Annotated in this window: 23 protein-coding genes; 12 read left to right on the forward strand and 11 right to left on the reverse strand. The window is 66.5% G+C overall.

The window, feature by feature from the left end:
* Positions 1 to 2: 2 nt before the first annotated feature.
* The 6 genes from BMX32_RS15465 (at position 3) to BMX32_RS15485 (ending at position 5,091) form a co-directional block, all read left to right on the forward strand.
* On the forward strand, positions 3 to 1,571 hold the full coding sequence (locus BMX32_RS15465) for a multicopper oxidase family protein (RefSeq protein WP_089980078.1): 1,569 nt from the start codon (positions 3 to 5) through the stop codon (positions 1,569 to 1,571).
* Positions 1,568 to 2,698, forward strand: a complete 1,131-nt coding sequence (locus BMX32_RS18710) for a hypothetical protein (RefSeq protein ID WP_170843691.1) — start codon at positions 1,568 to 1,570, stop codon at positions 2,696 to 2,698. The genes BMX32_RS15465 and BMX32_RS18710 overlap by 4 nt, the downstream gene beginning before the upstream one ends.
* Entirely contained in the window at positions 2,698 to 3,249 is a 552-nt protein-coding gene (locus BMX32_RS18715; protein WP_170843692.1) for an SCO family protein, read from the forward strand. Before BMX32_RS18710 ends, BMX32_RS18715 begins: the two co-directional genes overlap by 1 nt.
* A gap of 49 nt (positions 3,250 to 3,298) precedes the next feature.
* Positions 3,299 to 3,595, forward strand: coding sequence for a hypothetical protein (locus BMX32_RS15475; RefSeq protein ID WP_089980080.1), 297 nt, complete (start codon positions 3,299 to 3,301; stop codon positions 3,593 to 3,595).
* A gap of 85 nt (positions 3,596 to 3,680) precedes the next feature.
* Complete coding sequence (locus BMX32_RS15480) at positions 3,681 to 4,058, forward strand: hypothetical protein (protein ID WP_089980081.1); 378 nt, start codon at positions 3,681 to 3,683, stop codon at positions 4,056 to 4,058.
* Positions 4,059 to 4,173: 115 nt separating this feature from the next.
* Positions 4,174 to 5,091 carry a helix-turn-helix domain-containing protein gene (locus BMX32_RS15485; protein ID WP_244511575.1) on the forward strand — a complete coding sequence of 306 codons (918 nt, stop codon included), beginning with the start codon at positions 4,174 to 4,176 and terminating at the stop codon, positions 5,089 to 5,091.
* Between the two features lie 9 nt (positions 5,092 to 5,100).
* On the opposite strand, the gene BMX32_RS15490 is transcribed toward BMX32_RS15485, so the two are convergent.
* A complete protein-coding gene (locus BMX32_RS15490) occupies positions 5,101 to 5,409 on the reverse strand; it encodes a hypothetical protein (protein WP_089980085.1) in 309 nt (102 codons plus the stop codon).
* Between the two features lie 55 nt (positions 5,410 to 5,464).
* Complete coding sequence (locus BMX32_RS15495) at positions 5,465 to 5,773, reverse strand: DUF3247 family protein (RefSeq protein ID WP_089980087.1); 309 nt, start codon at positions 5,771 to 5,773, stop codon at positions 5,465 to 5,467.
* A 218-nt stretch (positions 5,774 to 5,991) separates the two neighbouring features.
* Between BMX32_RS15495 and BMX32_RS15500 the strand changes: the two genes are divergently transcribed.
* Positions 5,992 to 6,888 (forward strand): manganese catalase family protein, encoded by an 897-nt coding sequence (locus BMX32_RS15500; protein WP_089980089.1) that lies wholly within the window; start codon positions 5,992 to 5,994, stop codon positions 6,886 to 6,888.
* Between the two features lie 56 nt (positions 6,889 to 6,944).
* On the opposite strand, the gene BMX32_RS15505 is transcribed toward BMX32_RS15500, so the two are convergent.
* Positions 6,945 to 8,432, reverse strand: a complete 1,488-nt coding sequence (locus tag BMX32_RS15505; RefSeq protein ID WP_089980091.1) for a hypothetical protein — start codon at positions 8,430 to 8,432, stop codon at positions 6,945 to 6,947.
* 62 nt (positions 8,433 to 8,494) lie between these two features.
* A complete protein-coding gene (locus BMX32_RS15510) occupies positions 8,495 to 8,950 on the reverse strand; it encodes a nuclear transport factor 2 family protein (RefSeq protein ID WP_089980093.1) in 456 nt (151 codons plus the stop codon).
* A gap of 120 nt (positions 8,951 to 9,070) precedes the next feature.
* Between BMX32_RS15510 and BMX32_RS15515 the strand changes: the two genes are divergently transcribed.
* A complete protein-coding gene (locus BMX32_RS15515; protein WP_089980095.1) occupies positions 9,071 to 9,445 on the forward strand; it encodes a TraR/DksA family transcriptional regulator in 375 nt (124 codons plus the stop codon).
* Positions 9,446 to 9,711: 266 nt separating this feature from the next.
* Complete coding sequence (locus tag BMX32_RS15520) at positions 9,712 to 10,533, forward strand: alpha/beta fold hydrolase (RefSeq protein WP_089980408.1); 822 nt, start codon at positions 9,712 to 9,714, stop codon at positions 10,531 to 10,533.
* Between the two features lie 72 nt (positions 10,534 to 10,605).
* On the opposite strand, the gene BMX32_RS15525 is transcribed toward BMX32_RS15520, so the two are convergent.
* Genes BMX32_RS15525 through BMX32_RS15540 form a run of 4 tightly spaced genes read right to left on the reverse strand, consistent with a single transcriptional unit; the run spans position 10,606 to position 17,150 of the window.
* Complete coding sequence (locus BMX32_RS15525; protein ID WP_170843694.1) at positions 10,606 to 12,012, reverse strand: family 4 glycosyl hydrolase; 1,407 nt, start codon at positions 12,010 to 12,012, stop codon at positions 10,606 to 10,608.
* Positions 11,990 to 12,937 carry a carbohydrate kinase family protein gene (locus BMX32_RS15530; protein WP_343123859.1) on the reverse strand — a complete coding sequence of 316 codons (948 nt, stop codon included), beginning with the start codon at positions 12,935 to 12,937 and terminating at the stop codon, positions 11,990 to 11,992. Before BMX32_RS15530 ends, BMX32_RS15525 begins: the two co-directional genes overlap by 23 nt.
* Positions 12,916 to 14,283: an APC family permease gene (locus BMX32_RS15535; protein ID WP_089980100.1), complete on the reverse strand. Its 1,368-nt coding sequence runs from the start codon at positions 14,281 to 14,283 to the stop codon at positions 12,916 to 12,918. The genes BMX32_RS15530 and BMX32_RS15535 overlap by 22 nt, the downstream gene beginning before the upstream one ends.
* Positions 14,284 to 14,285: 2 nt before the next feature.
* Positions 14,286 to 17,150, reverse strand: coding sequence for a TonB-dependent receptor (locus tag BMX32_RS15540; protein ID WP_244511576.1), 2,865 nt, complete (start codon positions 17,148 to 17,150; stop codon positions 14,286 to 14,288).
* 591 nt (positions 17,151 to 17,741) lie between these two features.
* On the opposite strand from BMX32_RS15540, the gene BMX32_RS15545 reads away from it, so the two are divergent.
* Positions 17,742 to 20,636 carry a TonB-dependent receptor gene (locus BMX32_RS15545; protein ID WP_089980104.1) on the forward strand — a complete coding sequence of 965 codons (2,895 nt, stop codon included), beginning with the start codon at positions 17,742 to 17,744 and terminating at the stop codon, positions 20,634 to 20,636.
* Between the two features lie 13 nt (positions 20,637 to 20,649).
* Here BMX32_RS15545 and BMX32_RS15550 read toward each other — a convergent pair whose 3' ends face one another.
* Positions 20,650 to 21,588: an AraC family transcriptional regulator gene (locus tag BMX32_RS15550; protein WP_089980107.1), complete on the reverse strand. Its 939-nt coding sequence runs from the start codon at positions 21,586 to 21,588 to the stop codon at positions 20,650 to 20,652.
* Between the two features lie 115 nt (positions 21,589 to 21,703).
* Between BMX32_RS15550 and rclC the strand changes: the two genes are divergently transcribed.
* A complete protein-coding gene (gene rclC / locus BMX32_RS15555; RefSeq protein ID WP_089980108.1) occupies positions 21,704 to 22,276 on the forward strand; it encodes a reactive chlorine resistance membrane protein RclC in 573 nt (190 codons plus the stop codon).
* A gap of 13 nt (positions 22,277 to 22,289) precedes the next feature.
* Here the strand turns inward: rclC and tehA are convergent, their stop codons facing one another.
* The gene (gene tehA, locus BMX32_RS15560; protein WP_089980110.1) at positions 22,290 to 23,270 is read right to left on the reverse strand and encodes a dicarboxylate transporter/tellurite-resistance protein TehA; all 981 of its coding nucleotides are present in this window, start codon (positions 23,268 to 23,270) and stop codon (positions 22,290 to 22,292) included.
* Positions 23,271 to 23,433: 163 nt separating this feature from the next.
* Here tehA and BMX32_RS15565 point away from each other — a divergent pair, with 163 nt between their 5' ends.
* Positions 23,434 to 23,775: a carboxymuconolactone decarboxylase family protein gene (locus BMX32_RS15565; protein WP_089980112.1), complete on the forward strand. Its 342-nt coding sequence runs from the start codon at positions 23,434 to 23,436 to the stop codon at positions 23,773 to 23,775.
* Between the two features lie 44 nt (positions 23,776 to 23,819).
* Here BMX32_RS15565 and argS read toward each other — a convergent pair whose 3' ends face one another.
* Positions 23,820 to 25,583, reverse strand: a complete 1,764-nt coding sequence (argS, locus tag BMX32_RS15570) for an arginine--tRNA ligase (RefSeq protein ID WP_089980411.1) — start codon at positions 25,581 to 25,583, stop codon at positions 23,820 to 23,822.
* Between the last annotated feature and the right edge of the window lie 46 nt (positions 25,584 to 25,629).

Genomic DNA, 25,629 nt, shown 5'->3' on the forward strand with positions numbered 1-25,629 from the left:
ACATGATGGGCTCCGTCGGCAAGCGCCGCCTCGTGTCGGCGTTGAAGGACTGGCGCTGGTGCCTCGGGATCGTACTGGCCGCGTTCGCGGCCAATACGATCGCCGCGATGCCGGCGGACGACGACCTGCGCGAGCCCCGCCAGTTCACCTATGGCGCCGACGGCGTCACCAACGTCACCCTCACCGCCGCCGAAACGAAGGTGATGGTGGGCGACACGCCGTATACGTCGCTCGTCTACAACGGCAGCTACGATGCCCCGCTGATCCGGTCGCGCCCGGGCGGAACGATCCGGTTGACGCTGGACAACCGCATGGACGAAATGACCAATCTGCACTTCCATGGCATGCAGGTATCGCCGCTGGACGACGGCGACAGTATCTTCCGCGACACCGGTCCCCACCAGACCGGGCAGTACGTGCTGACACTGCCGCCCGGACATTCGCCGGGCCCCTACTGGTACCACAGCCATTTCCACAAGGGCGCCGAGCGTCAGGTCTCCGGCGGCCTGTCGGGCCCGATCCTGGTGGACGGCCTGTTCGACCAGTTCCCCGAACTCCGCGGCGTGCGCGAGCGCAATCTCGTGCTGCGCAATTTCCAGAAGACCTTCACCGGCCGCCTCGCCAGCGAGATCGTCACGGGGTCGCCGTCCATCCGCACGATCAACGGCCAGCGGGAGCCCGCTATCCGCATCCAGCCGGGCGAGACCCAGCTTTGGCACATCTACAACGTCGATGCGAACCAGTATTTCCGCATGCATCTCGCCGGCCTGCGTGTGCAGGTGATTTCCCAGGATGCCGATACCACCGTCAAGGAAGTCGTCACCGACGAGATGCTCCTCGGACCCTCGGCCCGCATCAGCATCCTCGTCACCGGCCCCGCGCCCGGCCGCTACCCACTCACCACGAGTGCCGCGAACACCGGCCCCGCCGGCGACACGTACCCGGCGGCGACGCTCGGCACGCTGGTTTCGTCGGGCGATACGGTACCCACGGTGCGCATCACCGGTGCGTATCCGCAGGTGCCCGACCTGCGACGGGTTACCGTGGCGGCGCATCGACGCTACGTCTTCCAGGACGCCGAGGACGATGCCAACACGTTCTACATCAATGGGCGCCGTTTCGACCCGGGCCGCGTCGACACCACCGTGAAGCTCGGCGACGTCGAGGAATGGACCCTGTTCAATCCGAGTCAGGAGCTGCACCAGTTCCACATCCACCAGCTCGATTTCCAGGTGACGAAGATCAACGGCAAGCCGGTCGATTTCATCGGCTACCGGGACAACGTGTTCATACCCGCGCTCGGCTCGATCACCTTGCTCGTACCGTTCACCGATCCGGTGATCCTCGGCAAGTTCGTCTACCACTGCCACATCATGGAGCACGAGGACGGGGGCATGATGCAGGTGGTCCAGGTGGTGCGCCCGGCCGATTACGCGCAGGCCGTGAAGCTCGAACCCCTCGGCGGCATCTACGGCGACAACCAGACCTGCGCCTACTTGCGCAACACCGGCCGCGATGCGATCGACGCCACGGCACCGGCGCCGGCGCGCACGCCGGGGAGCCCCCCATGACGCGCGGTGGCGCCCTGCTCGCCGCCGGCTGCGCGCTCTGCGCCTGCGGCGGCGCCGTCGCATCGACCGGTCGTTACCCGGGCTTCGGCATCGACTACGGTACGGCCATCCAGTACGACTTCAGCAGCCTTCGCGTCCCCACCGCCGGCGGTTCGGTAACGACGAACGGCTACTTCGACATCACCAACGACCTGCATTTCCGCTTCGACCCGAACAACGAAATCTGGCTGAGCACGGAGATCAGTCCGGTCACCAGCGCGCGGCCCGGCCAGCGCCGCTGGTTGGGCGGCACGGGGCTCAACGTGGCCGACCTGCACTGGTACCACCAGGGCGAGGTCGACACCTGGCGTGTCGGAAAGATCGACATCCCGTTCGGGCGCGCGCAGACCGCCGCGCCCGGTCTGTATACGTCGGACTTCGTCGCCCCCTACGCACTGGGTGGCATGATCGGCGCGACCTACGAGCGGCGATTCTCTTCCGACACGCTCGGCACGCTCGCACCAAGCGTGAGCGTCTACGCCGTCGACACGTCGGTGCTGAGCCGCGCGTTCCTGCGCCCCTCGGCGCAGGCGCGACGCAGCGACGGCGGCGCCGCCAACACCGGCAAGCCGAACAACGTGGCCGCGGTGCTGAACTGGCGCGCGCCGGCGGCCCTTCCCTATCTCGAAGTCCAGGTCGGTTTCATGGCGAACCAGAAGGGCGACGCGAACGCTGCCAATCCCACCGCATCGAACGAACGACTCCGCACGGCTTCCGTGCGCTACCTCATCCCCATCGAACCCACCACGTTGCTCTCGCCGACACTCTCCGCACGCTACGTCGATCTCGTGCCGTTCGTGGAATACGTGCGCGTCAGCAACGAGAACGGCGTGCCCGGTTACGACACGCACTACCTGACGACGTCACTGACCGTCGATACGGGTCGCTTCGCGTGGGGCCTCACGCATACGAACCGGCGGATCTCGCCCGTCGGCACGCCGACCAGCAACGAATACCTCACCGAGGCGAGCGTGGTGTACCACCTCACCGGGTTGATCGACCTTGGCCTGTCCGGCGGTCGCTCCCGTCAGGGCGGGCAGACCTCCAACGTCGCGGGCGTGCAGATCGTGCTCAACGGAGCCTTCTGATGACTCGCTGGCTTTACATGGGGATGTTCATCGTCGTGCCCCTCACCGCATACGCTGCCACGTCCGGGGTCGGCGGCCCGTTCCAGCTGGTCGACCAGGACGGCCATACCGTCACGGACCGTAGCTTTCGCGGGCGGCCGCTGCTGATGTATTTCGGTTACACGTCGTGCCCGGACATCTGTCCGGTCGACGTCGCGAAGATCGCGCAGGTCGCCCGGTCGGTGCGCACGAAGACGGGCATCGACGTGACACCCGTGTTCGTGACCGTCGACCCGGCAAGGGACAACAGTGCACGCATGAAGGCCTACGTACGGGCGTTCGGGTCGAATGTGGTGGGGCTGACGGGATCCGACGCTCAGATCGTACAAGTCACCGACGCGTACCACGTGTATTTCAGCAAGGTACCGGTGGCCGGCGGTTACATGATGGATCACTCGACCGTGCTGTACCTCGTCGGACCGGAAGGAAACCTGCTCGACCATTACGGCCGCAAGCTGTCCGAAGACGACATCGCGGCGCGTGTGGCGGACACCCTCCAGGCGCAGCGTTAGCGCCCGACTTCCGCCGGCGACGCCGGCCAACCCAAGAAGGAGATTTACCATGCTGCCCAGGTCACATCGTTTCCTCCTCGTCGCCGTCGCCGTTGCGGGTTCGGCGTTCTTCAGCCAGGTCGTCATGGCGGACGGAGGCAAGGATTACCCGCCCTTCGCGAAGCTCGCGACCAAGACCGAAGCGGGCGACATGCGCATCAATCGCGATGCCATCACTCCCGCGCTCGAGAAGAAATATCCCCGGCTCGAAGGGCTCAAGTCGCATTGGGAAGACGCCGACATCGACCACGATCGCGTGCTGAACAAGAAGGAGTACGAAGACTACGTTTCGGTGTCCCACGGCTGACGCTCCGGAGGGAGACATCCAGCGCCCGGACGGCTTCCCGCCGGTCGCTGGATGCCTTCCGGACGCCTCGCCATCCGCATTCGTCATGAGCCCATCGTCGATCGCCCTGGCCGGACTCCATTCGGCCGTGCTCGATTACCGCGCCCATCGCTCGGATCTGGGGGCGCTCTTCGCGACGGTGCTTGCCAGTCAGGGCCTGATCCTCGTCGAAGGCACGTCCGCCCTGGACGCCCGCCCCCTCGTTTCCCTGCGCTCCGGCCGAACGTGTCTCGTCCTCTTTTCCACCGAGCCGCTCGCCTGTCGGTATGCCGCCGCCCATCCGTCGCACCACCCGTGGCTGACGGACCTCTGGTGGCTCGTCGCGGGCATGCCTTCCCACTGGGGCATGGACATCAACCCGGCCGGTCCCCGCGTATGCATCGACGCATCCGCATGGCACGCTTTACGCATGGATATCCATTGACGGCCCGAGTGGCGTAAGTTATCGCGGAAGCCACCGGAAACGCGCCATGTCGCCAGGGGGAAGGCGTGGCACAGGGGATCTTGCGACCCACCGTCGGGAGGGAGCCGTCGTGTCGATGCCGATGTTTGCAGGGCCGGACGATTTACGGGAGGCAGGCCGCACGGAACGCGCGTACGAAAAGGCCATCCACCCCATCGTGTACCGGGAACTGGCCTGGCGCGAACCGATACCCTCGACGCGCTGCGACGATCGCGTCGTCGCGTCCCGCTGGACCTCGCCGCCCCGGGATGACCTCCACGCCATCACGCCTGGCGACAGCCACGTCGTGGCGATCTTCCTCCGGGCGACGCGCGGCACGATCCGCGTGGATGGACAATCGCTATCCGACGGGGTGATTCCGGCAGGCAGCGTGGTCGTCACCGCGCCCGGCCAGGCTATCCATGCGACGTTCGGCGAGCCTATCGACTGCCTGCATCTGCGCATGGTCGATGCCTTCGTCGCGGAACACGGGCCGATCGACGCGGCACCGCTGACGGGTGTGTATCGCGACGATGCGATCGAGAAGCTGGCACGAGCCCTGCTGGCGGCACACGACACGGGCTGTCGCGTCCTGAGCGCCGAGTCGTTGGGGCGTCCCATCGCATCGCGCCTGTTCCATTTGCGCATGTCGGGGGCACAGCGCATGCATGCCACCCCCCGGATCACGATCCAGGGCTGGCGACTGGCACGTGTCACCGACTACGTCGGGGCGAACCTGGACAAACCGATCACGCTCGCCGACATCGCGCGTGCCGCCGGACTGTCACCGATGCACTTCGCCGCTCAATTCCGGGCGGCAACGGGACACAAACCACACGAGTACCTGCAACTTCGACGGATCGAGCGCGCAAAGGAACTGCTCGACCGCGGACATCTCTCGCTGATCGAAATCGCCCTCGAAACCGGGTTCCGGACGCAGGCCCACTTCACCACCGTATTCAAGCGCTTCGCGGGAAGCACACCGCACTCGTGGCGTGAGCGCGAGCGCCACTGATCCGGGAGACTATTTCTTCGACTTCAAAGGGTCGGCGGCAGCGGGAATGCCGCCCGCGTTATCGGTACCCTGACCGGGCGGCGGGGTGACGGTGGGCGTGCCATACGCGTCGCGCGGTCGCGGATCCGGTTCTCGCTTCGAATTCATGCCGTCGTCCATGTGCTCCTTACCGGCCCGCTCTTTCGATCGTCGGGTCTCGCGCACGTTCTGCGGCTTGCCACCGTTGACCGACTGCGTATCGTCGTTCGTCGGCGCCGTCCGGTCTTGCATGACGGGTGAGCCACCCGTGCCGAGCAGGAACATCATGGTCAGGATCATGGGTCACCTCCAGCGGTGAGCATGCTCGCGCCACCGTGAGCGCAACGTGGCGGTATCACGCGCGGGACGAACCCTTGGTCACCGAATCCAGGTGGTCGACCCGGGTGATTTCGTCGAGCCAGACGAGCTCGGTCCAGCCCGGCCTCCCGGGATCTTCCAGCTTCACGACTCCATTGGTGCCCTCGTTGTCGGCGGCGTCGCGGAACGCCTGCACGGTGGGCGTCACCGTGACGACCCCTTCGATGGCGCCCCTGTCGCATGTATGCACCCGCACGCGCGCATTGACGGGGAGCTCCGTGACCCGACGTTCGAGCCGCGCAAGATCGGTGGCTTCCGTATAGACCTTCCCGGCGATGCGTCCCATGGCTGTCTCCCGTTGTCCGAAAGCGGAAGCATGGAGGCACGCCCGTCACGCCGGCACCGTCGATCCGTGAAGACGGGCCTTACGCCCAGGCGTGCCAATCCATGGAACGCATGGCCCTTCACCTGAGTGCACGGCCGATCACGCACGGTGTTCCCGCTATCCACGCCGCGCGGCCGACCATGCGATCTCCAGCCACGCCAGCCCGGAGCTGACCTCGCATGTTCAATCACAACAAACGTCTGCAGTACACGGTCCGCGTCAGCGAAACCAACCCAGCGCTCGCCAACCTCATGCTCGAACAGTTCGGGGGCCCCCAGGGCGAGCTAGCGGCCGCCATGAGATATTTCACCCAGGCCCTGGCAGAGGAGGATCCGGGCCGTAAGGACATGCTCCTGGACATCGCGACGGAAGAGTTGAGTCATCTCGAAGTCATCGGGTCTATCGTCGCCATGCTCAATCGCGGCGCCAAGGGCCTGCTTGCCGAGACCGTGGACGAACAAGCCGAAATGTTCCGCGCGCTGCAAGGCGCGGGCAACGACAGCCACGTGACCCAGGTGCTCTACGGTGGCGGCCCGGCGCTCGTGAATTCGGCGGGCGTGCCCTGGAACGCCGGTTACATCGACTCCATCGGGGAGCCGTCGGCCGACCTACGCTCCAACATCGCGGCGGAAGCACGCGCGAAGATCGTTTACGAACGCCTGATCAACGTGACCGACGATCCCGGCGTGCGGGACGCTCTCACCTTTCTCATGACGCGTGAAATCGCTCATCAGAAGTCGTTCGAGAAAGCGCTCTATGCCATGGACAAGAGCTTCCCGCCCGGCAAGCTGCCCGGCGATCCGCGGTTCACCGACACTTACGTCAACGCGTCGCGCGGCGCAGGCGATACGACGGGCCCGTGGTGCGAGGGCAAGGGCTTCAGCGAGATCATGGTGCCCGACGAAGAAAACCTTCCCGTCGATGGCGGCGACGGCACGGCGCAGGTGAAGATGACTGCCGAAGAGAAGGCGGCGGTGAAGGCGTTTGCCGCGAGGGGCGCGTCGGATCCGGAACGTGATCCGGTGACCGGGGCCGATCTGGGAACGCTGCAACAGGAGCCGGCGCCCGCCCATTGACCCCTCTGCATCGACTGGCCGGCCGCCGGTGGCATCGCCCCTGGCGGCCGGGTTATTCATAGCCGGGCCGGATCGGACTCGAGTGTCATCCGCTCGTTGACCGCGACATGGATCCGCTCGCGCTGGGCTTCGCGCGCACGGGTGGGCGGCTTTCCGTCATCCTCCGCGTCGCGCAGCAGTTCGAGCATGTCCTGTGTGGACGAACGACTCGCAGGCACGGTCGTATCCTCGACGAGCCTGCCCATGATGTATCTCATGGTGCGCGTGGACTGGCTCGCCGACTGGCTGAGCGTCGCCTTTACGAGGACGCCGTTGCGATAGGCGATCTCGGCGAGACTGTCCGATCGATCGTCGATCTGCGTATAGATGTAATTCTGCGACGTGGGATTGTCGGTCAGCGACAGTGTGGCACCGGCATAGAGCGGCGAGTGGAAGCTCGCAAGCAGGTGCGTCGATCGGTGCTGGGACAGCTCGCGATCGCGCATGCCGGGGCTTGCGATGTGCGTTTCCTGCGCCATGTCGTAAGAGAAACCGTCGGTTTCGTCGGCGCGCATCGGATTCGAGGCGACCGGGCGTTGCGAGATGCTCGCCCGGAAATCGGCGAGGCCACTGAGCATCGCATGCTCGGACTTCGACAGCACCGATGCCATGGGCCGCGTGTTACCCACCGGCACGTCGTCGGCGCCATGCAGTTGCGTGAACGCGGCCTTGTACATCGTGGCGAGGGCACGATCGCCGTGGCCACGCGCGGTGGCCTTGTCGACCTGCTCGAGATAATTGCCCATCGCGTTCCTGCGCTGCGCGGCCGTGCCGAGCATGGCGGGGTTCGATGCGTCGACACCGATGTCGATGGTGCCACCGGCGGCGACCACCTTGAGCGAGCGGGAGGTCGTGTCGGCATGCATGGCGAGCGTGGTCGGCGTCTCCGTGCCGATGCTGGCGGACATGTCGATCGACCCGAACACCGTCCTGTCGAAGGATGCCAGTGCGGTGACGTCGATCGCCGGCGGCTTGGCGAGGAGGCCATCGATCGCCTTCTGGAAGCCGTCGGCCAGGCGCCCCACGGCCGCCCTCTCACGGTCGTCGAACGAACCGCTCGCCGTGGCCTGGACCATCAGCTCCCCCTCGCCCCCCATCACCGCGAACGTGACGTGCGCGCCGCTCGCCGTGGCGACCGACAACCGGAATGCCGTGCCCGCGGCCCCGGACGATGCACCGATGGACACCGACTGCACGAACTCGCCGCCGTCGGCGGCGAAGTTCTGCACCAGCGCCGCGCCCAGACCGCTGAAGCGTCCCGTGTCCGTCGGCGCGGCGTACTGCCGCGCCATCCTCAAGGTCACCGCGTCGTTCGAACGCACCTGCCACACGACAGGCGATGGCTTCACGTAGACCGGCGAGGCGGGAGCGGACTGCGCACCGGACAGGCTCACGATCGCCGAGGGTAGCTGGCGCGGGCCATCGGGGGCGGCACGGGCCGTGACCGGCGTCGCGAGAGGCGATGCCGCCGATGGCGGCGACACGGATGTGAGGACGGGGATCATGGCACCTTCGCGGACGCTCCTTGTGTGGAGCGTAACGGCGGGTGCCTCCCATCCTTTAGCGATCAGCGCGCCGGGCAGTCGGTGCGACTGTTGTCGGCGATGCCCGCAATCACCCACTTGCCCTGCGTGCGTACGAGGTGGATCAGGTCGGAGCCGCAGTGATGCACCTTTCCGTCCACCAGGAACTCATACGGCGCCCACACCATCGCGAGGTCGCCATCGATGCGGACCAGCGGATCGTGGATGCGCTCCTCGATGCTCCCCTTGCCGGGCTTCACGTGATCGACGAATTCGCCGAGCGTCATCCGTTTCACCTGACCATCGCGCAGGAGGGCCACACTACCCTCCGGCTGCACGGTTGCCCGCATGGCGGCCTGATCGTATTTCGCCATGCCGGCGAACATCGCGTGCACGGGCGCGAGGACGGCGCCCTCGTCGGCCTGCGTCGCGGCGAACGCCGGCGCGGCGGCAAGGCCGGCGAGCAGGACGACAAGGGCTTTGAACGGCTTGCGATTCATGTGGACTCCCCGTGCGACGATGAGCGGCCATCCTAACCACTCGCCGGCACAGGAATCCACAATCCCCGCGCACCCTTCCCTGTTAAACCACCCGCTTTCCCAGCCCCACGGAGTTCACCCATGTCCACGCCCCACCTCGACGACGCCTTCCTCGCGAGCCAGAAGCAGCGCCTGCTCACGCTGCGGCAGCAGCTCATCGCCGCAGGGGATGCCGCGGGCGCCGACGAGCAACTGCTGCAGTCTGCCGCCGGCGGCGAGCCACAGGACGCCGGTGACGATGGCGAACGCTTCGCACAGCAGGAGAACGACGAGGCGCTGCTGGCCCACGACGAAGCCCGGCTCGCTGCCGTGGACCGCGCGCTGGAGAAGATCGACGAAGGCACCTACGGTTTCTCCGACCTGAGCAGGGAGCCCATCCCCCGCGCACGCCTCGAGGCCGTGCCTGAGACCACATTCACGGTGGAAGAAGCCGCCGACCGCGAGCCGCGTCGATAGGCGACGACGTCACCATCGTGTCAGCAAAAAGACCGCACGGATGTCCTAGCGCGCGCCCGCACGGTTCTCTTCCAATGGGCGCGCCCATCAAGGAGATACCCGTGACCGATTCCCATGAACTCGCACCCGATGCCGGACGCCGCCATTTCGTCGTGAGCGCCGGCGCCGCCGCGACCGCCACCCTCGTCGGTGCCGGCGCGATGGCCGCCGCCTCGCAGGCGAGTGCCGCCCCCGCTACCACTTCCTCGAAAAAGAAGGACAGCTCCATGTCGTTCATCACCACCAAAGACGGCACCCAGATTTTCTACAAGGACTGGGGCACCGGTCAGCCCATCGTGTTCCACCACGGCTGGCCCCTGAGCGCGGACGACTGGGACGCCCAGATGATGTTCTTCCTCGCCAACGGCTTCCGCGTGATCGCGCATGACCGCCGTGGCCACGGCCGCTCGACGCAGACCGACCATGGCAACGACATGGACACGTATGCCGCCGACGTCGCCGAACTCACCGCCCATCTCGACCTGAAGAATGCCGTGCACATCGGCCACTCGACGGGTGGTGGCGAAGTGGCTCGCTACGTCGCGCGCCACGGCAAGGGTCGCGTCGCGAAGGCCGTGCTCGTCAGCGCCGTGCCGCCGATCATGCTGAAGACCCCGGCCAATCCGGGCGGCCTCGACATGTCGGTATTCGACGGTTTCCGCAAGGATCTCGCCGCCAACCGCGCCGAGTTCTACAAGGCCGTGCCGATTCCGTTCTACGGCTTCAACCGTCCGGGCGTGAAGACGCTCGAGGGCGTCGTCGGCAACTGGTGGCGCCAGGGCATGATCGGTGGCATCAAGGCTCACTACGATTGCATCAAGGCGTTCTCGGAAACCGACTTCACGGAAGACCTGAAGGCGATCACGGTCCCGACGCTCGTCATGCACGGCACCGACGACCAGATCGTGCCGTACAAGGACGCCGCCCTCCTCTCGTCGAAGCTCATCCCGGGCGCCGAACTGAAGCTTTACGACGGCTACCCGCACGGCATGCTCACGGTCCACGCCGACCAGCTGAACCAGGATCTCCTGGCCTTCATCAAGAAATAAGAATCAGAAAAGCGTGACACCCTTTGAAGCCGCTCCCCCGGGGAGCGGCTTTTTTTCTGGTGGAAGAATCAGTCAACCGACCGGTCCCGAGCAGACGCACTCGCCGTCTTCGTTCACATGCCCGAGCATCGCGTCGAGCAGATCGCCGGTCGGCGACCACTGGCCGATGGCGGGATGGATGAGCATCGCCTTGCGGGCGTCCAGCCGGTTGCCGTCGAGCACCGAGGCGATCGCCGCGCGTTCATACGCCTTGACCGAACGTACCAGGCCGTGGACCGCGTCCGGTAAGGGAGCGATCGGGCGCGGCACGATGGTGTCGAACGCGATGTCGGAAGCGATCTCCACGATGTCGTCGTCGGGCAGGTCGGGCAGCGCGCCGCCGTTGCGCGTGTTGACGACGATGCGCGCGGGCTTCGCGCCGGTCAGCGCGCTCATCACATCGATGGCGATGCGGTGGTATCCCGTCGCCACGCGGAATGGATCGCCTTCGAGGCTCACGCCCTGATCGAACGCCGAGCCGCCTTCGGCCTCCAGTTTCATGTACGAACCGGACCGCTGATTGAGATAGGCCGCGTAGATGTCCACTGCCGCGTCGCCCTCGCCCGCATCGAGCCGCGAGCGAAGGGTCGCCAGCAGATCGTCGTTGAGCCGCTGGATTTCCGCACCGCGGCTGCCGCCCTGCCTGCGCTGATTCACCAGCGCGCGCCGGCGTTCGTAGTAGAAGAACAGATACTCGGTGGGAATCAGTCGCAGCGTGCGGATCATCGCCACGTCGAACAATGGCGCGAGGTAAAGCTGGCGAAGCATGGCCTCGCTGTCGAGCAAACGGTCGAATACGTCTTCGCCACGCACCCGCACGCCCCGTACCCAGCCGAGGTGGTTCAGGCCCACGTAGTCGCATTCGACCTCGTGCGCGGGCTCCCCCAGCGCGCGAGCGATGTTGTGGAACAGTTCCGTGGGCGTGTCGCAGATGCCGACGATGCGCGCCTTGCTGTGGTCGCTCACCGCCTGCGTGACGAGGCCGGCCGGGTTGGTGAAGTTCACCAGCCAGGCGTCGGGGCTGAGGCGTTCGACGAGCTTCGCCTGTTCGATCGCGACGGGTACGGTGCGCAGGGCCATGGCGACGCCAGCGGGACCCGTCGTCTCCTGGCCGGGATACCCGTGCTCGATGGCGACGCGTTCGTCCGCCGCGCGACCGGCGATGCCGCCGATGCGGATGCTGTTGAGCACGAAGTCCGCACCTTCGATGCAATCCTCGATCGACGTCGCACCGCGCAGCCTGAGCGCGCCGCCGAACCGCGATACCACGGCGCGCCCCAGGTCGACCATGATGCCGAGGCGAGCGGGATCCGGGTCGTACAGCACCATTTCCGCGGCGCCCAGCGCTTCGGCGGCCTCGTTGACACCGAATACCACCAGAGGCGACCGCACACCGCCGCCTCCGACCAATGCGATCTTACGATCCATACGTGCGCTCACGAAGAGTCCTTGACTGAGAAGAATGAGGTAAGGCCTGCAGGGCACCCGCCGCGGTGGTGCAGAGTGCGCCGCTGACGCAGGCGAACTGCACGCAGCGCTCGAGCGGCTCGCCGTCGAGCAGGGCGTCGATGAGGCCCGCGTCGAACGCGTCGCCGGCCCCGGTCGTATCGACGGCATCCACACGGGGCGCGGCGACGTGTCCCGCGACGCCGGCGTCGACATACCAGGCGCCGTCGGCACCGAGCTTCAGCACGGAGCGCACCAGTCCCGTCGCGCGCGCCCAGGCGGCGTACGCGTCGGCGCCCGTGGTGCCGGCGACGATCGCGGCTTCCGTCGCGTTCGGCAGGAACAGGTCGACTTCGCGACAGGTCGCGACGTTGGTCGGATCACGCAACCAGTCGGGGCTGAACCCGACGTCGATCGAGGTCGTGCAGCCGGCGTGGCGCAGCGGCGGAAGGATGCGCTGGGCGAGCTCGCGTCCCAGTGGCATCGCGAAATGGACATGTCGTGCGGCGCACAGATCCGCGACGACCGCGGGGACGTCGAGCAGATCGGGGAGGCCGCGATTCGCACCGGCATACGTGAAAAACGAACGGTCGTCCGGCATCGACACGCTGATCGTGATACCGGTACCGTCGGTACCCAACCGGATGCCGCCCATGCCCACGCCGAATTCGGCCAGGCGGCTCTCGAACCAGTCGAAGTCCGCGTCGCCGATGAGTCCGACGAGACGGACGCGCCGCCCCAGGCGCGCGAGGCCGCACGCCGTGTTGACGCTGCCGCCGCCGAGCTCGCGCTTGTAACGCTCGGCGAACGCCTCCTCGCCCGGCGCCGGCCACGCGGGGAAACCGCTGAACACGTGGTCCGCGTAGATTTCGCCGACGACGGCGACGTCCCACGGTTTCATGTGCGCTGGAAAGGCCACGTGCCGGTCCTCCGTGCTTGCCATAGAAAGATGAGGCTCCCGACGACGACGGCCAGCACCGCGACGAGCAGCGCGGTCCAGCCGGCGGTGGCGACAAGGTACAGCCATCCGACCACGCTGACGACGATCGGTAGCGGATAGAGCGGCATCCGGAATGCATCGACCGCAGGGTGCCGACGGCGCAGCGCCACGACGGCGAAACACTGGGCGATGTACTGGAAGAGGATCTGCACGACCATCAACGTCGCGATCAGGCGCTCCAGCGAGAGGAAGCAGGCCAGCGCGGACGTGACGCCCACGAAGACGAGCGACACCGTGGGGAAGCCGCCACGCGGGTGGAGCCGTCCGAAGACACCGAAGAACTGACCGTCGCGCGCGGCGGCGAAGGGAACGCGCGAATACCCGAGAAGCACGACCAGCGCGGAACCCCAGCTCGCGAGGAGGATCAGGCTCACGGCCAGCGTGCTGCCGGCATGCCCGTGAATCGCCTGCATGAAATCGGCGACCACGGCCTTCGACCTCGCCGCCTCTTCCCATGGCAAGACGCCGAGGATGCTGATGTTGAGACCCAGGTAGAGCACCGCGACCAGCGGAATGGAAAGCAGCACGGCGAGGGGGATGGTCCGTCGTGGTCGCCTGACTTCGCCACCGAGCATGCAGACGTTGTTGTAGCCACCGTAGTCGTAGACCGCGATCAGGGCGACGGCGCCAAGGCCTAGCCAGAAGCCATGCGAGTCGTCGGAACGCGCATGCAGGAATCGCTGCGCCGTCGCCATGTCGAAATGCGCCATGCCGCTGACCACGATCCATGCGCACGCCGCCACCACCACCACGCTGACGAGCAGCGAGAGCTTCTGGATCTGCCCCACCCGCCGGTAGAGCACCGCCGTGTTGAACAGACACAGACCCGCGGCCAGCGCCACGCGCCCGGCATCTCCCAGCCCCGGAAGGAGGTAGCCCGCGTACTGGGAGAAACCCACCGCCGCCGACGCGATGGACAGCGGCGCGGTGAGCAGCGTTTGCCAGAGGTAGAGAAACCCGAACAGACGGCCGGCCCGCTCGCGGCCATAGGCCTCGCGCAGGTAATGGTACGGCCCGCCCGATTCGGGAATCGTGGAACCGAGCTCGGCCCAGACCAGCCCGTCGCACAGGCAGAGCACGGCGCCGGCGACCCATCCCAGCAGCACGCCGGGGCCCGCCAGCGCCGACAAGGCGAGAGGAATCGTCACGAACGGACCGATACCGATCATGTTCAGCACGTTCGCCGACAGGCCGCCCCACAGGCCTATCGCGCGCGGCGGAAGGCCTTGCCCGCCCGCCGCGCCATCGGACGATTCGGCTCGCATGCTCAGAACGCGTACTTCACGGTGACGAGCGTGGTCATGCCGGCATTCACGATGTCCGAGTTCGCGAGGCTGTTCCTGCCGATGTGCGACCAGTACGAGTATTGCCTCGTGAGATTGCTCACCTGCAGGTCCATCTGGAAACCGTTCTGGAACTGGTAGCCCGCGTGCAGGTCGACACGGCGGATCGGGCGGATCCACAGATCGTCCCACGGATCGTTCTGGTTGAGGAAATCGTAGGTCGACAGGTACGAGCCCGTGTAGTGGTAGCTGAGGTTGAGCGAGAACCCCGCCTTCTCGTAGAACAGCTCCGCGTTCGCCATGCGCTGCGGCGCGGACTGGAGGCGCTCGTTACCGAAGCCTTCGCGCCCGAGGTCCACCTTCGAGTTCTGCCGTGTGGCGTTGACGCTGAAGCCCAGGCCGTCGAACGGTTCGGGCAGGTCCTGGAACTTCTGCCGCCACGTCGCCTCGAGGCCATACACCTTGCCGTCGCCGCCGTTGGTCGGCGTCTTCGTGAGGATCGTGCCCTCCCCCGTCGTGTTCGGATTGGCCTGGCCGCCGCCGCTGTCGTAGATGTAGTCGCGCAGTTTCTTGTAGTACGTCGACAACGACACGTAGCCGCCGCGGTCGGTCGTCCATTCGGCGCCGAGGTCGACGTTGGTCGACTTGATGGGACTGAGATCGGGATTGCCGCGGGTGATCGTCGTCACGCCGTCCGACGTATTGATCTGCGAGCCGCCCCCGAGCTGGACGAACGCCGGTCGCGTGTAGCTCTGCCAGATCGCGCCGCGCAACACCACGTTGCCGCCCGGCCGGTAGTTGACGAAAAGGCTGCCCAGCGGCTCGTTGTAGATCGTACGGTTGTTCTGGAACGCGCCGGGCAGCTCGTTGCCGTCCGCATCGGTCGGCGTGGTCCAGAACGTGTTGTGGATCGACGTGTGTTCGAAGCGCACGCCGGGAATGATCTCCACCGGCCCCTGGTTGATCGTCGCCATGGCGTAGGCTGCCGTGACGGCCTCGGTGCCCCGCATGGTGTCGCAATTGTAGTTGTTGAAATCCAGCGACCCGCAGGTGTCGAGATCCGAGGGCAGGAGGTGCTGCCGGATCAGCGCCGCCACGGCCGCGCGGCTGACGTCAGGCGTGCGCCAGTGGAACTTGTCGGGAAAGATCGACGCGTACTCGCCCTTGAAGATGCCGAGGTCGTTCAGCGTCGTCACGCCATCGTTGATCCCGCCGGTCGACCAGTCGCGGTTCGTGAACTCGCGCGAGCTGTCGCTGTACTTCATGCCGAACTTCACCGACGACACGGGGCCGTCCTCGAAGTCGTACCGGAGGTCCAGTTTCGCGCCGCCGCGTTTCTGGCCCGAGCGGATATGGGTCACTTCGCCATAATCGTTCGCCCACATCGCCCCGATGTCGTTCACCGAGCCGAGCAGCCCGGGTGTCAGCTGCGGGTACGGGAATCCGTTGCGCCCGTAGCGGAGCAGCGAGCTGCCACCGTAGGCGAAATTCGCCTGCGAGTACTTGTCTTCGCGCCCATCGATCTCTACGTGCTCCGGCCGGTCGTTGTGGCCGAAGCTCCAGAACACGTTCGGTGAGATGGTCCAGCCGCCGGCCGTCTTGTCCGCGCCGAACTGGAAGGTGGCGAGGTCGGCACGCTCGGGGTTGGTTTCGAACCAGAAGCGGTTCGCGATGCGCCCGATGTTCGGCGCATACACGCCAGCGGTGCCCGTGGGCACATAGGTCACGTCGGAGGGAAGCAGCTGGTTGTACGTCGTGTTCTGCTCGGTCAGCGCGTACGCGTAGGTCATCCTCGCATACGCCTTAAGGGTCGGATCGACGTTCCAGTCGAACGAGAAGTTGCCACCATAGCGACGTTCGAATCCCGAGGCGATGCCGACGTTCGTGCCCAGGCTCGTGAGATTGCGCGCGGGGTCGTAGCCGGGCGCGTTGTCGCCTTCAGCGGTGGCATGCAGGAACGCCCACGATCCGTCGTTGGACGCGCTTTCCGCCGCGCCGATCTCGCTGTTGGCGATGTTCCGGTAGTCGTAATACCCACTGACGTAGACGCCGAACTGTTTCTCCGAACCGAACTTGCCCTGCACTTCCGCGGCGAGCCCGCCGCCGAGGCCGCTGTCACCGTAATCGCGCGCGCGACTCTCGCTACGCCCGCTCGCCGTGACGCTGCCGCTGAAATCCTTCTTGAAATCGAAGGCGCCCGGCGTGCGGAAATCGATGGTGCCGCCGATCGCATCGCCGTCCATGTCGGCCATGGACGTCTTGTTCAGCACGATGGTCTGCAAGCCCGACGGTGGCAGGAGGCTCAGCTGCACGCTGCGGCTGTACGGCATGCCCTGCGCGACGCTCGACCCGTTGACGAGGTTGACGTTGTATTCCGACGGCAGGCCGCGTACCGACGTGAACATGCCCTCGCCGCGCGCGGCGCCGTCGATGCCGCCGAAATAGCCGGTGCCCGTCGTGGTGACGTTGACGCCGGACATCAGGCCGAGTGCTTCGGCCACGTTGTGCACGGCCGTGCGTTGAAGATCGCTCGCCGACAGGACCTCGACGGTGTTCACCGAATCCATGCGCATGGTCGTCGCGTCGTAGCGGTTCGCCACCACGCTCAGCGCCTTCATCTGCACGGCCTTTTCCGGTTTCGCCGGCGCGGCGCCCTCCTTCGGCGCCTCCGTCCCCGCGGCAGCCTGATCCTGCTGCTGCGCGATCGCCGGCATGGCGGCGGATCCGAGGATGGCGCAGAGCGCCACCACGAGCGATTTCCTGTTCGGACAATAAACGTTACGCACGATGCACCCCACCCGCGAAAGTGTAAGAGTCGACGCGCGGCCCCTCGCCGCGCGAAGCGTCATGACCATCGGCGGGTTCGTAGCGACGTCCGCGCGCGAACGGCCGGGCGCGCGCAGTCATGCGGGCGCACGGAGGCCGTCCGTCGGAACGGAAGGAACGTGCCGATCAGTCGTTGTCGATCAGCGGTGGGTGACCGGAGGCGAGTAGCCGGCGACGCATTTGCCGCGCGAGCGCAACGCACTCAGCTTGGCGCGCGCCAGGATCGGATGGCCGTCGGCCATGACACACGGGAACGGGCGACCCGCAAGCACGCAGCCAGTATTCGCTTGGGTTGAATCGAGGCGACGCATCGAAGGCTGTCCCGTCATTCACTCGCGAGCTGCGCGACCGCGATGCCCCATGCATACGCGGCGTTTGGCGATGCCCTTTGAGAAGGTTCTCATCGCCGACACAGGTATAGCGCACGGTAAAAATCACGTCAACGGCCGGATTTGCATGGGCGCGTTGATGTTGCGACGCGTCACGCGAGACTGAACGATGCGACACATTCGTGCTGCGTCGCCAGATGACATCGTTGGCATCGCTCCACCATCCTCCGCGACCGCGGCGTTGGGGGGCGACCGCGATTCCTACCGAACGCAGGGAAAAAACGCATGATCCGTCGCTACACGACGCGTGGCAACGCCGCGCGCGCCCTTCGTCCCCACGCGCTCGCGAGCTCGTGCCTCCTCGGCCTCGCGATGGTTTGCGCACCTGTCGCGCATGCGCAGGAACAAATTCGGCAAGATCCGGCGACGCCGCCCTCGCAGGTACCGCCGAACGAAAAGCGCAAGCTCGATCCCGACGCGGCGAGCAACCTCGATGCGATCGTCGTCACCGGCATCCAGGGAAGCATCCAGAACGCGATCAAGGCCAAGGAAAATTCCGACAGCATCGTCGAAGCGATTTCCGCCGAGGACATCGGCAAGCTTCCGGACAGCAGCATCGCCGAGAGCCTCGCGCGCCTCGCCGGCCTGGCGACACAGCGTGTGGGCGGCCGCGCGAACCAGATCTCGATCCGCGGCCTTTCGCCCGATTTCGCCGGCACCACGCTCAACGGCCGCGAACAGGCCACGATCGGCGAGAACCGCGGCGTCGACTTCGATCAGTATCCCTCCGAGCTGATCAGCGGCGCCGTGGTCTACAAGACACCGGATGCGACGCTGATCGGCCAGGGCCTGTCGGGCACGGTCGACCTGCACACCATCAAGCCGCTCGACCTGCCAAAGCGCACCATCGCCGTCAATCTTCGCGGCGAAAACAATTCCAATGGCAGCCTGAACCATGGCAGCGGCGTCGGCGATACCGGCCACCGCGTGAGCGCGTCGTACATCGACCAGTTCTTCGACCACACGCTCGGCCTCGCCGTCGGTTTCGCGCAACTCGATTCGCCGGTACAGGAAAAACAGTACGAAGCGTGGTGGTGGAGCCTCAACAACGGCTCGCAGGGCGCCGAGACGAACTGGGGCGCGCCCCGGACGCCAGGCCTGCCCGACAACGTGCTGTCGCAGGAAGGCATGCAACTGCGCGCGAAGTCCGAGCACCAGTTGCGCAACGGGTTGATGACCGTACTGGAATGGGCGCCGGACGACCATTACCACTCGACGCTCGACCTGTACTACTCCACGTTCGACCAGAAGACGTTCCTCAACGGCGCCCAGTGGTCGAGCAGCCCCTACGACAACGTGTCGTATTCGAACGTCGGCGTCGTGCCGGCCCTGCCGTATCCCATCGTCACCACCGGTCACATCGACGGACTGAAATCGATCCTGCAGAACGACTACACGAAGGAACGCGACAAGCTGTTCTCCGCTGGCTGGAACAACCAGTACGACTTCGGCAACGGCTGGGTCGTCACGGCGGACGCATCGTACTCGAGTGCGAAGAAGCGGCTGCACGACGCGTACCTCTTCGCCGGCCTGCCGGACCAGGCCACCACATCCGTCGATTTCGCCACGCCCGTGCACGACCACTATCCCGATTTCCGTCCGGGCGTGAATTTCGCCGACCCATCCCTCATCGCTTTCACCGACCCGAACAACTACGGTTACAACGGTCGTCAGGAGTTCGACAAACAGAAGGACACCATCAAGGCGTTCCGTCTCGAGGTGACCCATCCGGTGGGGTGGATCTTCAGCGACGCGACGCTTGGCGTGAACTATTCGGACCGCGAGAAGACGAAGCAGGCCGACGTCTTCTTCGCGTGGCTCAACGGCAATGGCTCGACCAGCGACGACTACGTGCCCGGCTTCGCCGCGCCCATCGATCCATCGGCTTTGCATGGCACGACCGACCTCGGCTATGGCGGTATTCCTGCGATCCTCAACTACGACGTGCTGCGAGCGCTCGGAAGCCAGTTCTACCTGACCCAGCGCAATGGGCAGTCCGACTGGAGCCGGAATTACACGGTGCGCGAGAAGGTGCCGGTAGCGTACGTGAAGTTCAATATCGACACGCACCTGGGCGACGTGCCGCTGCGCGGCAACGTGGGCGTGCAGGCCGTGCGTACCGACCAGTCGTCCGAGGCCCTGCAGACCAACGGCGACGCGCTCGTCGGCCGCATCTCCGGCGGCACGCGTTACACCAAGGTGTTGCCGAGCCTGAATCTCGTCGCCGAGATCGCGGAGAAACAGTACCTGCGCTTCGGACTGGCGAAGACGATGGCGCGTGGCCGCATCGACGACGAAAAGGTGGCGACGTCGGCGGGGGTGGCACTGATCAACGACGGCCCCGCCGCCGGGCAGGTGCTCTGGTCGGGCAGCGGCGGCAATCCGAAACTGAAACCGTACATCGCCGTCGGCGCGGATCTGTCGTGGGAGAAGTACTTCGGTACGTCGAGCTATGTCGCGGCCGCCGTGTTCAACAAGAATCTGCTGAACTACATCTACAACCAGACGACGCTCGATTACGACTTCTCGCGCTACGTCAACGACTCGCCCACGCTCACGCCGTCCAGCGTCATCGGCTCGTTCACCCGTCCGGAGAACGGCACGGGCGGCAAGATGCAGGGCCTGGAACTCTCGGGCGCGCTCGAGGGCGCGCTCGTCGCGCCCGCCCTGACCGGCTTCGGCGTGCAGGCGAACTTCTCGTTGACGAACAGCACGCTGCCGACGAGCGCGGTATCGAGCATCGCCGGCAGTCCGTCGACCCTTCCCGGTCTGTCGCGCAAGGTCGCCAACCTGGCGCTCTACTACGAGCGCTACGGCTGGTCGGTGCGCGTCGCCGAGCGCTATCGTTCATCGTTCACGGGCGAGGCGGTGGCCCTGTTCGACCAGCTCGGGTACACGCAGATCCTCGCGGACAAGCAGACCGATTTCCAGCTGGGCTACGCGTTCGACCATGGCACGTGGAACGGCCTGTCGATCCTGCTGCAGGTGAACAACCTGACGAATTCGCCGCAGAAGACGCAGCAGATCGCCGCCCTGCCTAACGATGTGAAGGTCGCCCGACCGCTGAAGTACGACACGTACGGGCGCACGCTACTGTTCGGGATCAATTACAAGCTCTGACGATCCCCGCGGATCAGGTCGCTTCCGGTGGCGGCGCGTGGAGATGGTCGCGCCGGTAGCGCGCCGGCGTCACGCCCATCGTGCGCACGAACGCCTTGCCGAACGCCGATTCCGAGCGGTAACCGACGCGGTCCGCCACGGCACCCGCGGTGAGGTCGCCTCGACGCAGCAGGTCGCCTGCCAGGTGCATCCGCAAGAGCGTGAGCACCTCGTGCGGGGCGACGTTGCCCCGCGCCTCGAAGTGCCGGGCGAACGTCGCACGCGACATGGCCGCTTCCCGCGCCAGCAGTTCCACGGTCCACTCGCGTTCCGGTTCGCGCAGCATGGCGAGCACCGCGCGACCCAGTCGCGGTTCGGCCATCAGCGACAGCAGCGATGGCGGAAGTTGCCCGTCGCGCATGCACGCGCGCAACGCGAACACCAGCAGCGCGCGCGTCAGCGACGTCACCACGGCGAGCGCGCCCGGCTCGAGCCGGTTCACCTCGTCGCGGAACATCGCCACCACCGCGTCGAGCGCGGCGCTTCCGTGCGCTTCGGACACCTTCACGTGCAGCACCGCCGGCAAGGCATCGAACACGAGACGCGCGGCATCCGGTGCGAAGGTAAAGCGGCCGCAGAGCAGATCGAGGTCCGCAGGGCCGAGCGTGTTGCGCTTGATGTGGAGCGCCGCGTCGCGGTCGACCTGCACCGGAACCGCCGCCGAGCGCGGACCGCCATCGTGCACGCGATGGGGCGTGCCTCGCGGGAGCACGATCAGGTCGCCCGGCGACATCGTCACGGTGGGCAGGCCCGGGAGATCCATGAAGGCGGTGCCGGCGAGCACCAGATGGAATGGCGCTTCCCCGTCGAACGACGCGTCGTGCTCGACGCTGAAGCCGCCCGCGAGGTAACAGCGCACGTCGAGCGCACCCTGCACGTTGGCCAGGTCGAGGATTCGGGTCAGGGCATCCATGAGACGTTCGCGCCAATCATTGAGATATCCGAGTATTCATCCTCTCAACGCCTCCGGCAACACTAGTCGGGTCGCGGACATCGACCGATGACCGCCTGTCCTGTGGAGACGTCTCATGAACACCTTGTTCCATCGCGCCCTCGGCGCTTTCGTCCGTACCGAACGCCTCGGCCCCAACCTGATGCGCATCGCCATCGCCGTGGTCTTCATCTGGATCGGCCTGCTCAAGTTCGTGCCCTACGAGGCCGACAGCATCACTCCGTTCGTCGCCAACAGCCCCGTGATGTCGTTCTTCTACGAACACCCGACCGAGTACAAGGCGCATCTGACGCACGAAGGTCAGCTCGTTCCCGAACAGCGGGAATGGCAGACGGCGAACAACACGTACGGTTTCTCGACCGGCCTCGGTGTCGTCGAGCTGACGATCGCCCTGCTCGTGCTCTCGTATCCGTTGTCGAAGAAACTGGGCCTGCTCGGCGCCTTTCTGTCGTTCGGTACCACGCTGGTCACGCTGTCGTTCCTGTTCACGACACCTGAAGCGTGGGTCGCCGCGCTGGGCGACGCCCAGCATGGCTTCCCCTACCTTTCCGGCGCCGGTCGCCTGGTGCTCAAGGACACCATGATGCTGGCCGGCTCGTGGGTGATCGGTGTCGACGCGGCCAAGGCGATCCTTGCCGGGAAGCGTTGATCCCGCGCGGTGGTCAGGCCGGCGACGCCGCCGCGGCGGGTGGCGGGGACGGCAGGAGTTTGCCCTGTGCGATGCGCACCAGCGTGCCCACGATGAGCACGGCCATCACCACGTTGGTGAACACGAAGACGACGGGTGCCATCTGCGCGATGGCGCCCGTCACGCCGCGCTCGGTCATCGCCAGTGCGCCGGTCGACAGGGCGGTGATGCCGAAGCTGAACGCCCAGTACGACGGCGCGAATGGTTGCTTCGTGATCCAGAAGAACAGACGCAGCACCAACAGTAGCTGCACGAGGCCGTAGCCCCATGCGGCCTGGGTCAACAGCTCGGGGTGGCCCTGCGTGTTAGCCAGGAACGCGACGACGGCGACGACGGGCGGCGCGAGCTGGATGCCGATGGTCGGACGGAGCGGGGGTGCGAGCGAGGCCACGTTGAGCAGACGGAATACGACGATCGATTCCAGCGCGAACCAGCTGAAGAGCCCAACCCCGAAGAACAGGATGCCCCACGAGGTGAAGCCGAGGGTACCGGCGCCGATCGCGATGATGAAGTTACCCGCGACGGACGGCAGGTAGATAACCGGCGTGGTCGTGGACACGTCGCGATCGCCTTCCAGCATGCCGCCGAAGCGCCAGACACCGAAGGCCACCTGGCCGATGGCGCCGCCGATCAGCGCGATCACCGCGAGGGCATGGAAGTGGGGTGCCAGTACGACCGCCATGAGCACCGTGCTCGAGGGCGCCAGTCCGACGAAGCAGCAGTTGATCGGGTGATGGATTTCCTCGAGCGCCGCGGCGCGATGGGCGATCCACTTGTACCAGAACGCCGCGGTGAGGATGAGCCACACGACGAACGCGACGGCCATGATCGCCTCGCCGATGTCCGGCGGAAGCCCCCACAGTCGAGCGGCGACACGCCAGCTGCTGCCCAGGCCGACGAGGCCGAGGATCATGCCGAAGAATCCGGCGGGAACCGTGCGAACGGGTTGGGTCATGTCGCGTGTCTCGTGCAGGCGTTGTGGTCTTCCCGATCCAGTGTCGACCGAGACGTTCGGGCCAGAAGACGAGACGTGCGCGCGTTCCCCCGGCGGTGCGATCGGCTCATGATTCTCTTCATCGACGACGCATCCCGTGCCGCCGCCCCACCGGAGAATCACCATGCTCGACTGGGTCGATTATCGCAACCAGCTCATGGGCCGTATTGGCGAAATCGCCAAACTCAGCCCGGCCACCGTCCAGGGTTACCAGATGCTCTCGGGTGCCGGCGCCAGGACCAACCACCTCGATGCGAAGACGCGCGAACTGATCGCGCTCGCCGTGTCGGTGACGACGCGCTGCGACGGCTGTATCACCGTGCATACCGCGGAGGCCCTCAAGCAGGGTGCGACCAAGGACGAAATCGCCGAAGCCCTCGGCGTTGCGGTGGCCCTCAATGCCGGTGCCGCGCTCGTCTACTCGGCGCGCGTGATGGATGCCACCGAGGCGTATTCGAAGGCTTGATGTCGTGTGTGGGAGCCAGCCTGCTGGCTCCCACCCTCATCTGATTACATGCGCTCGGGCACGTCGATGCCGAGCAGATCGAGCGAACGCTCGAGGACGCGGCGAACGAGCATGCAGAGTCCCAATCGCGCCGCGCGGACCGAGGCATCCGGCTCCGCCAGCACCGCGCAGTCCGCATAGAAGCGGCTGAAGCGCTGGGCGAGGTCGAACGCGTGGTCCGCTACGATACCCGGCTGGTACTGACGGCCGGCGGCGGCCACGGCATCGCCGAACCCGAGGCACGACAGCACGACGGCGCGCTCGCTGTCGGCCTCGGGTGCCACCGGACCGATCGTCGCGTCGCCCGCTTTCGCCAGCAGCGAACGCAGTCGCACGCACGCATATTGCAGGTAGGGACCGGTCCGGCCTTCGAAAGCCACCAGCCGGTCGACGTCGAAGACGTAACCCGACAGCCGATCGCCCGAGAGATCGGCGAACTTCACCGCGCCGATGCCGACCTGACGCGCCAGTGCCGCGCGCGACCGCTCGTCCATCGCCGCGCCTTCCGTGGATTCGCGCACACGTTCTTCCGCGCGCGCCACGGCGTCGTCCAGCAGGTCCGAGAGTCGGGCCACACCCCCGGCGCGCGTCTTGAAGGGCTTGCCATCCAGCCCGTTCACCGTGCCGAAGCCGGCATGCACCAGCTCCACGCCGGACCCGATGCCGGCCTTCCCGGCCGCACGGAACACCTGCGCGAAATGCAGGGCCTGTCGCTGGTCGACGACGTAGACGACGCGCGCGAGGCCGGGCATCGTGGCGCGCGCTTCGAGGGTGGCGAGATCGGTCGTGGCATACAAGGCCGCGCCGTCGCTTTTCTCGAGCAGCAGCGGCGGCATCGCGGTGGCGTCTTCCGGCTCCGCGACGTCGATCACCAGCGCACCCTCGCTCCGGCGCGCGACGCCGCTGGCTTCGAGCCGGGCGACCAGCGGCCCTACCGCGTCGCGCACGTCGCTCTCTCCATCGAGCGCGTCGAAGACGACGCCCAGTTCGTCGAAATCGCGCACCTGCGCCTGCAGGCTCAGGGCACGCAGCGATTGCCACAGCGCGAGCAGGCCCGGATCGCCCGCCTGCAACGCGGCCGTGTCGGCACGCGCTTCCGCCATCCGCCCAGGATCGGCGCGGCACGCCGCCGCGGCCTCGGGATACAGCTTTTCGAGTTCTTCCACGGTCACCGGCGCGTTCGCAGGCAGGGCGCCACCGTCGTCATGGAAATACGGCAGATCGGGCGAGCGCCGGCGGATGGCGGCGCTGAGCATGCCCATCTGCAGGCCCCAGTCGCCCAGGTGCGCGTCGCCATGCGTGCGCCAGCCGAGTGCGCCGTGGATGCGGCGCAGGCTCTCGCCGAGCACCAGCGAACGCAGGTGACCCACGTGGAGCGGCTTGGCGACATTCGGGCCGCCGAAGTCGAGCACGACGAGACGCCCCCTGCCCTCGTCGGGAATGCCGAGCTGCGCGTCGTCGACCATCGCCGCCGCGCGATCGGCCAGGAGCGCGTTGGCTATGCGCAGATTGACGAATCCCGGCCCCGCGACCGACACCTCGGCGAAGGCGTCGTCTTCCGACAGCAGCCGCGCGACGTCGTCCGCGATGGCACGCGGTGGGCGACGCGCGTCGCGCGCCGCGGCCAGCGCACCGTTGCACTGCAGATCGCCCAGTTCGGGGCGGTCGGACGTCTGGGCGCGCGCGAGATGCGCGGGAAGTCCGAGCGTGGCGAAGACGGCGGCAAGCCTGGCATCCACCAGGGCCGCGAGCGATTGAAAGGAGGTCATGGCGGTTGTGTACATGACGAAGGTGGTCTTCGCAAGCCGCCGACGA

The sequence above is a fragment of the Luteibacter sp. UNCMF331Sha3.1 genome, from assembly GCF_900109915.1.
Lineage (GTDB): Bacteria > Pseudomonadota > Gammaproteobacteria > Xanthomonadales > Rhodanobacteraceae > Luteibacter.

Excerpts from the sequence above, each read along its gene's own strand:
- BMX32_RS18715 (WP_170843692.1), top strand. The coding sequence starts at position 2,698 with ATGACTCGCTGGCTTTACATGGGGATGTTCATCGTCGTGCCCCTCACC.
- BMX32_RS15475 (WP_089980080.1), top strand. The coding sequence starts at position 3,299 with ATGCTGCCCAGGTCACATCGTTTCCTCCTCGTCGCCGTCGCCGTTGCG.
- BMX32_RS15480 (WP_089980081.1), top strand. The coding sequence starts at position 3,681 with ATGAGCCCATCGTCGATCGCCCTGGCCGGACTCCATTCGGCCGTGCTC.
- rclC (WP_089980108.1), top strand. The coding sequence starts at position 21,704 with ATGAACACCTTGTTCCATCGCGCCCTCGGCGCTTTCGTCCGTACCGAA.
- BMX32_RS15565 (WP_089980112.1), top strand. The coding sequence starts at position 23,434 with ATGCTCGACTGGGTCGATTATCGCAACCAGCTCATGGGCCGTATTGGC.
- BMX32_RS15510 (WP_089980093.1), bottom strand. The coding sequence starts at position 8,950 with ATGAATCGCAAGCCGTTCAAAGCCCTTGTCGTCCTGCTCGCCGGCCTT.
- BMX32_RS15490 (WP_089980085.1), bottom strand. The coding sequence starts at position 5,409 with ATGATCCTGACCATGATGTTCCTGCTCGGCACGGGTGGCTCACCCGTC.
- BMX32_RS15465 (WP_089980078.1), top strand. The coding sequence starts at position 3 with ATGATGGGCTCCGTCGGCAAGCGCCGCCTCGTGTCGGCGTTGAAGGAC.
- BMX32_RS15520 (WP_089980408.1), top strand. The coding sequence starts at position 9,712 with ATGTCGTTCATCACCACCAAAGACGGCACCCAGATTTTCTACAAGGAC.
- BMX32_RS18710 (WP_170843691.1), top strand. The coding sequence starts at position 1,568 with ATGACGCGCGGTGGCGCCCTGCTCGCCGCCGGCTGCGCGCTCTGCGCC.
- BMX32_RS15515 (WP_089980095.1), top strand. The coding sequence starts at position 9,071 with ATGTCCACGCCCCACCTCGACGACGCCTTCCTCGCGAGCCAGAAGCAG.
- BMX32_RS15505 (WP_089980091.1), bottom strand. The coding sequence starts at position 8,432 with ATGATCCCCGTCCTCACATCCGTGTCGCCGCCATCGGCGGCATCGCCT.
- BMX32_RS15540 (WP_244511576.1), bottom strand. The coding sequence starts at position 17,150 with ATGACGCTTCGCGCGGCGAGGGGCCGCGCGTCGACTCTTACACTTTCG.
- BMX32_RS15545 (WP_089980104.1), top strand. The coding sequence starts at position 17,742 with ATGATCCGTCGCTACACGACGCGTGGCAACGCCGCGCGCGCCCTTCGT.
- BMX32_RS15485 (WP_244511575.1), top strand. The coding sequence starts at position 4,174 with ATGCCGATGTTTGCAGGGCCGGACGATTTACGGGAGGCAGGCCGCACG.
- argS (WP_089980411.1), bottom strand. The coding sequence starts at position 25,583 with ATGACCTCCTTTCAATCGCTCGCGGCCCTGGTGGATGCCAGGCTTGCC.
- BMX32_RS15500 (WP_089980089.1), top strand. The coding sequence starts at position 5,992 with ATGTTCAATCACAACAAACGTCTGCAGTACACGGTCCGCGTCAGCGAA.
- tehA (WP_089980110.1), bottom strand. The coding sequence starts at position 23,270 with ATGACCCAACCCGTTCGCACGGTTCCCGCCGGATTCTTCGGCATGATC.
- BMX32_RS15495 (WP_089980087.1), bottom strand. The coding sequence starts at position 5,773 with ATGGGACGCATCGCCGGGAAGGTCTATACGGAAGCCACCGATCTTGCG.
- BMX32_RS15550 (WP_089980107.1), bottom strand. The coding sequence starts at position 21,588 with ATGGATGCCCTGACCCGAATCCTCGACCTGGCCAACGTGCAGGGTGCG.
- BMX32_RS15535 (WP_089980100.1), bottom strand. The coding sequence starts at position 14,283 with ATGCGAGCCGAATCGTCCGATGGCGCGGCGGGCGGGCAAGGCCTTCCG.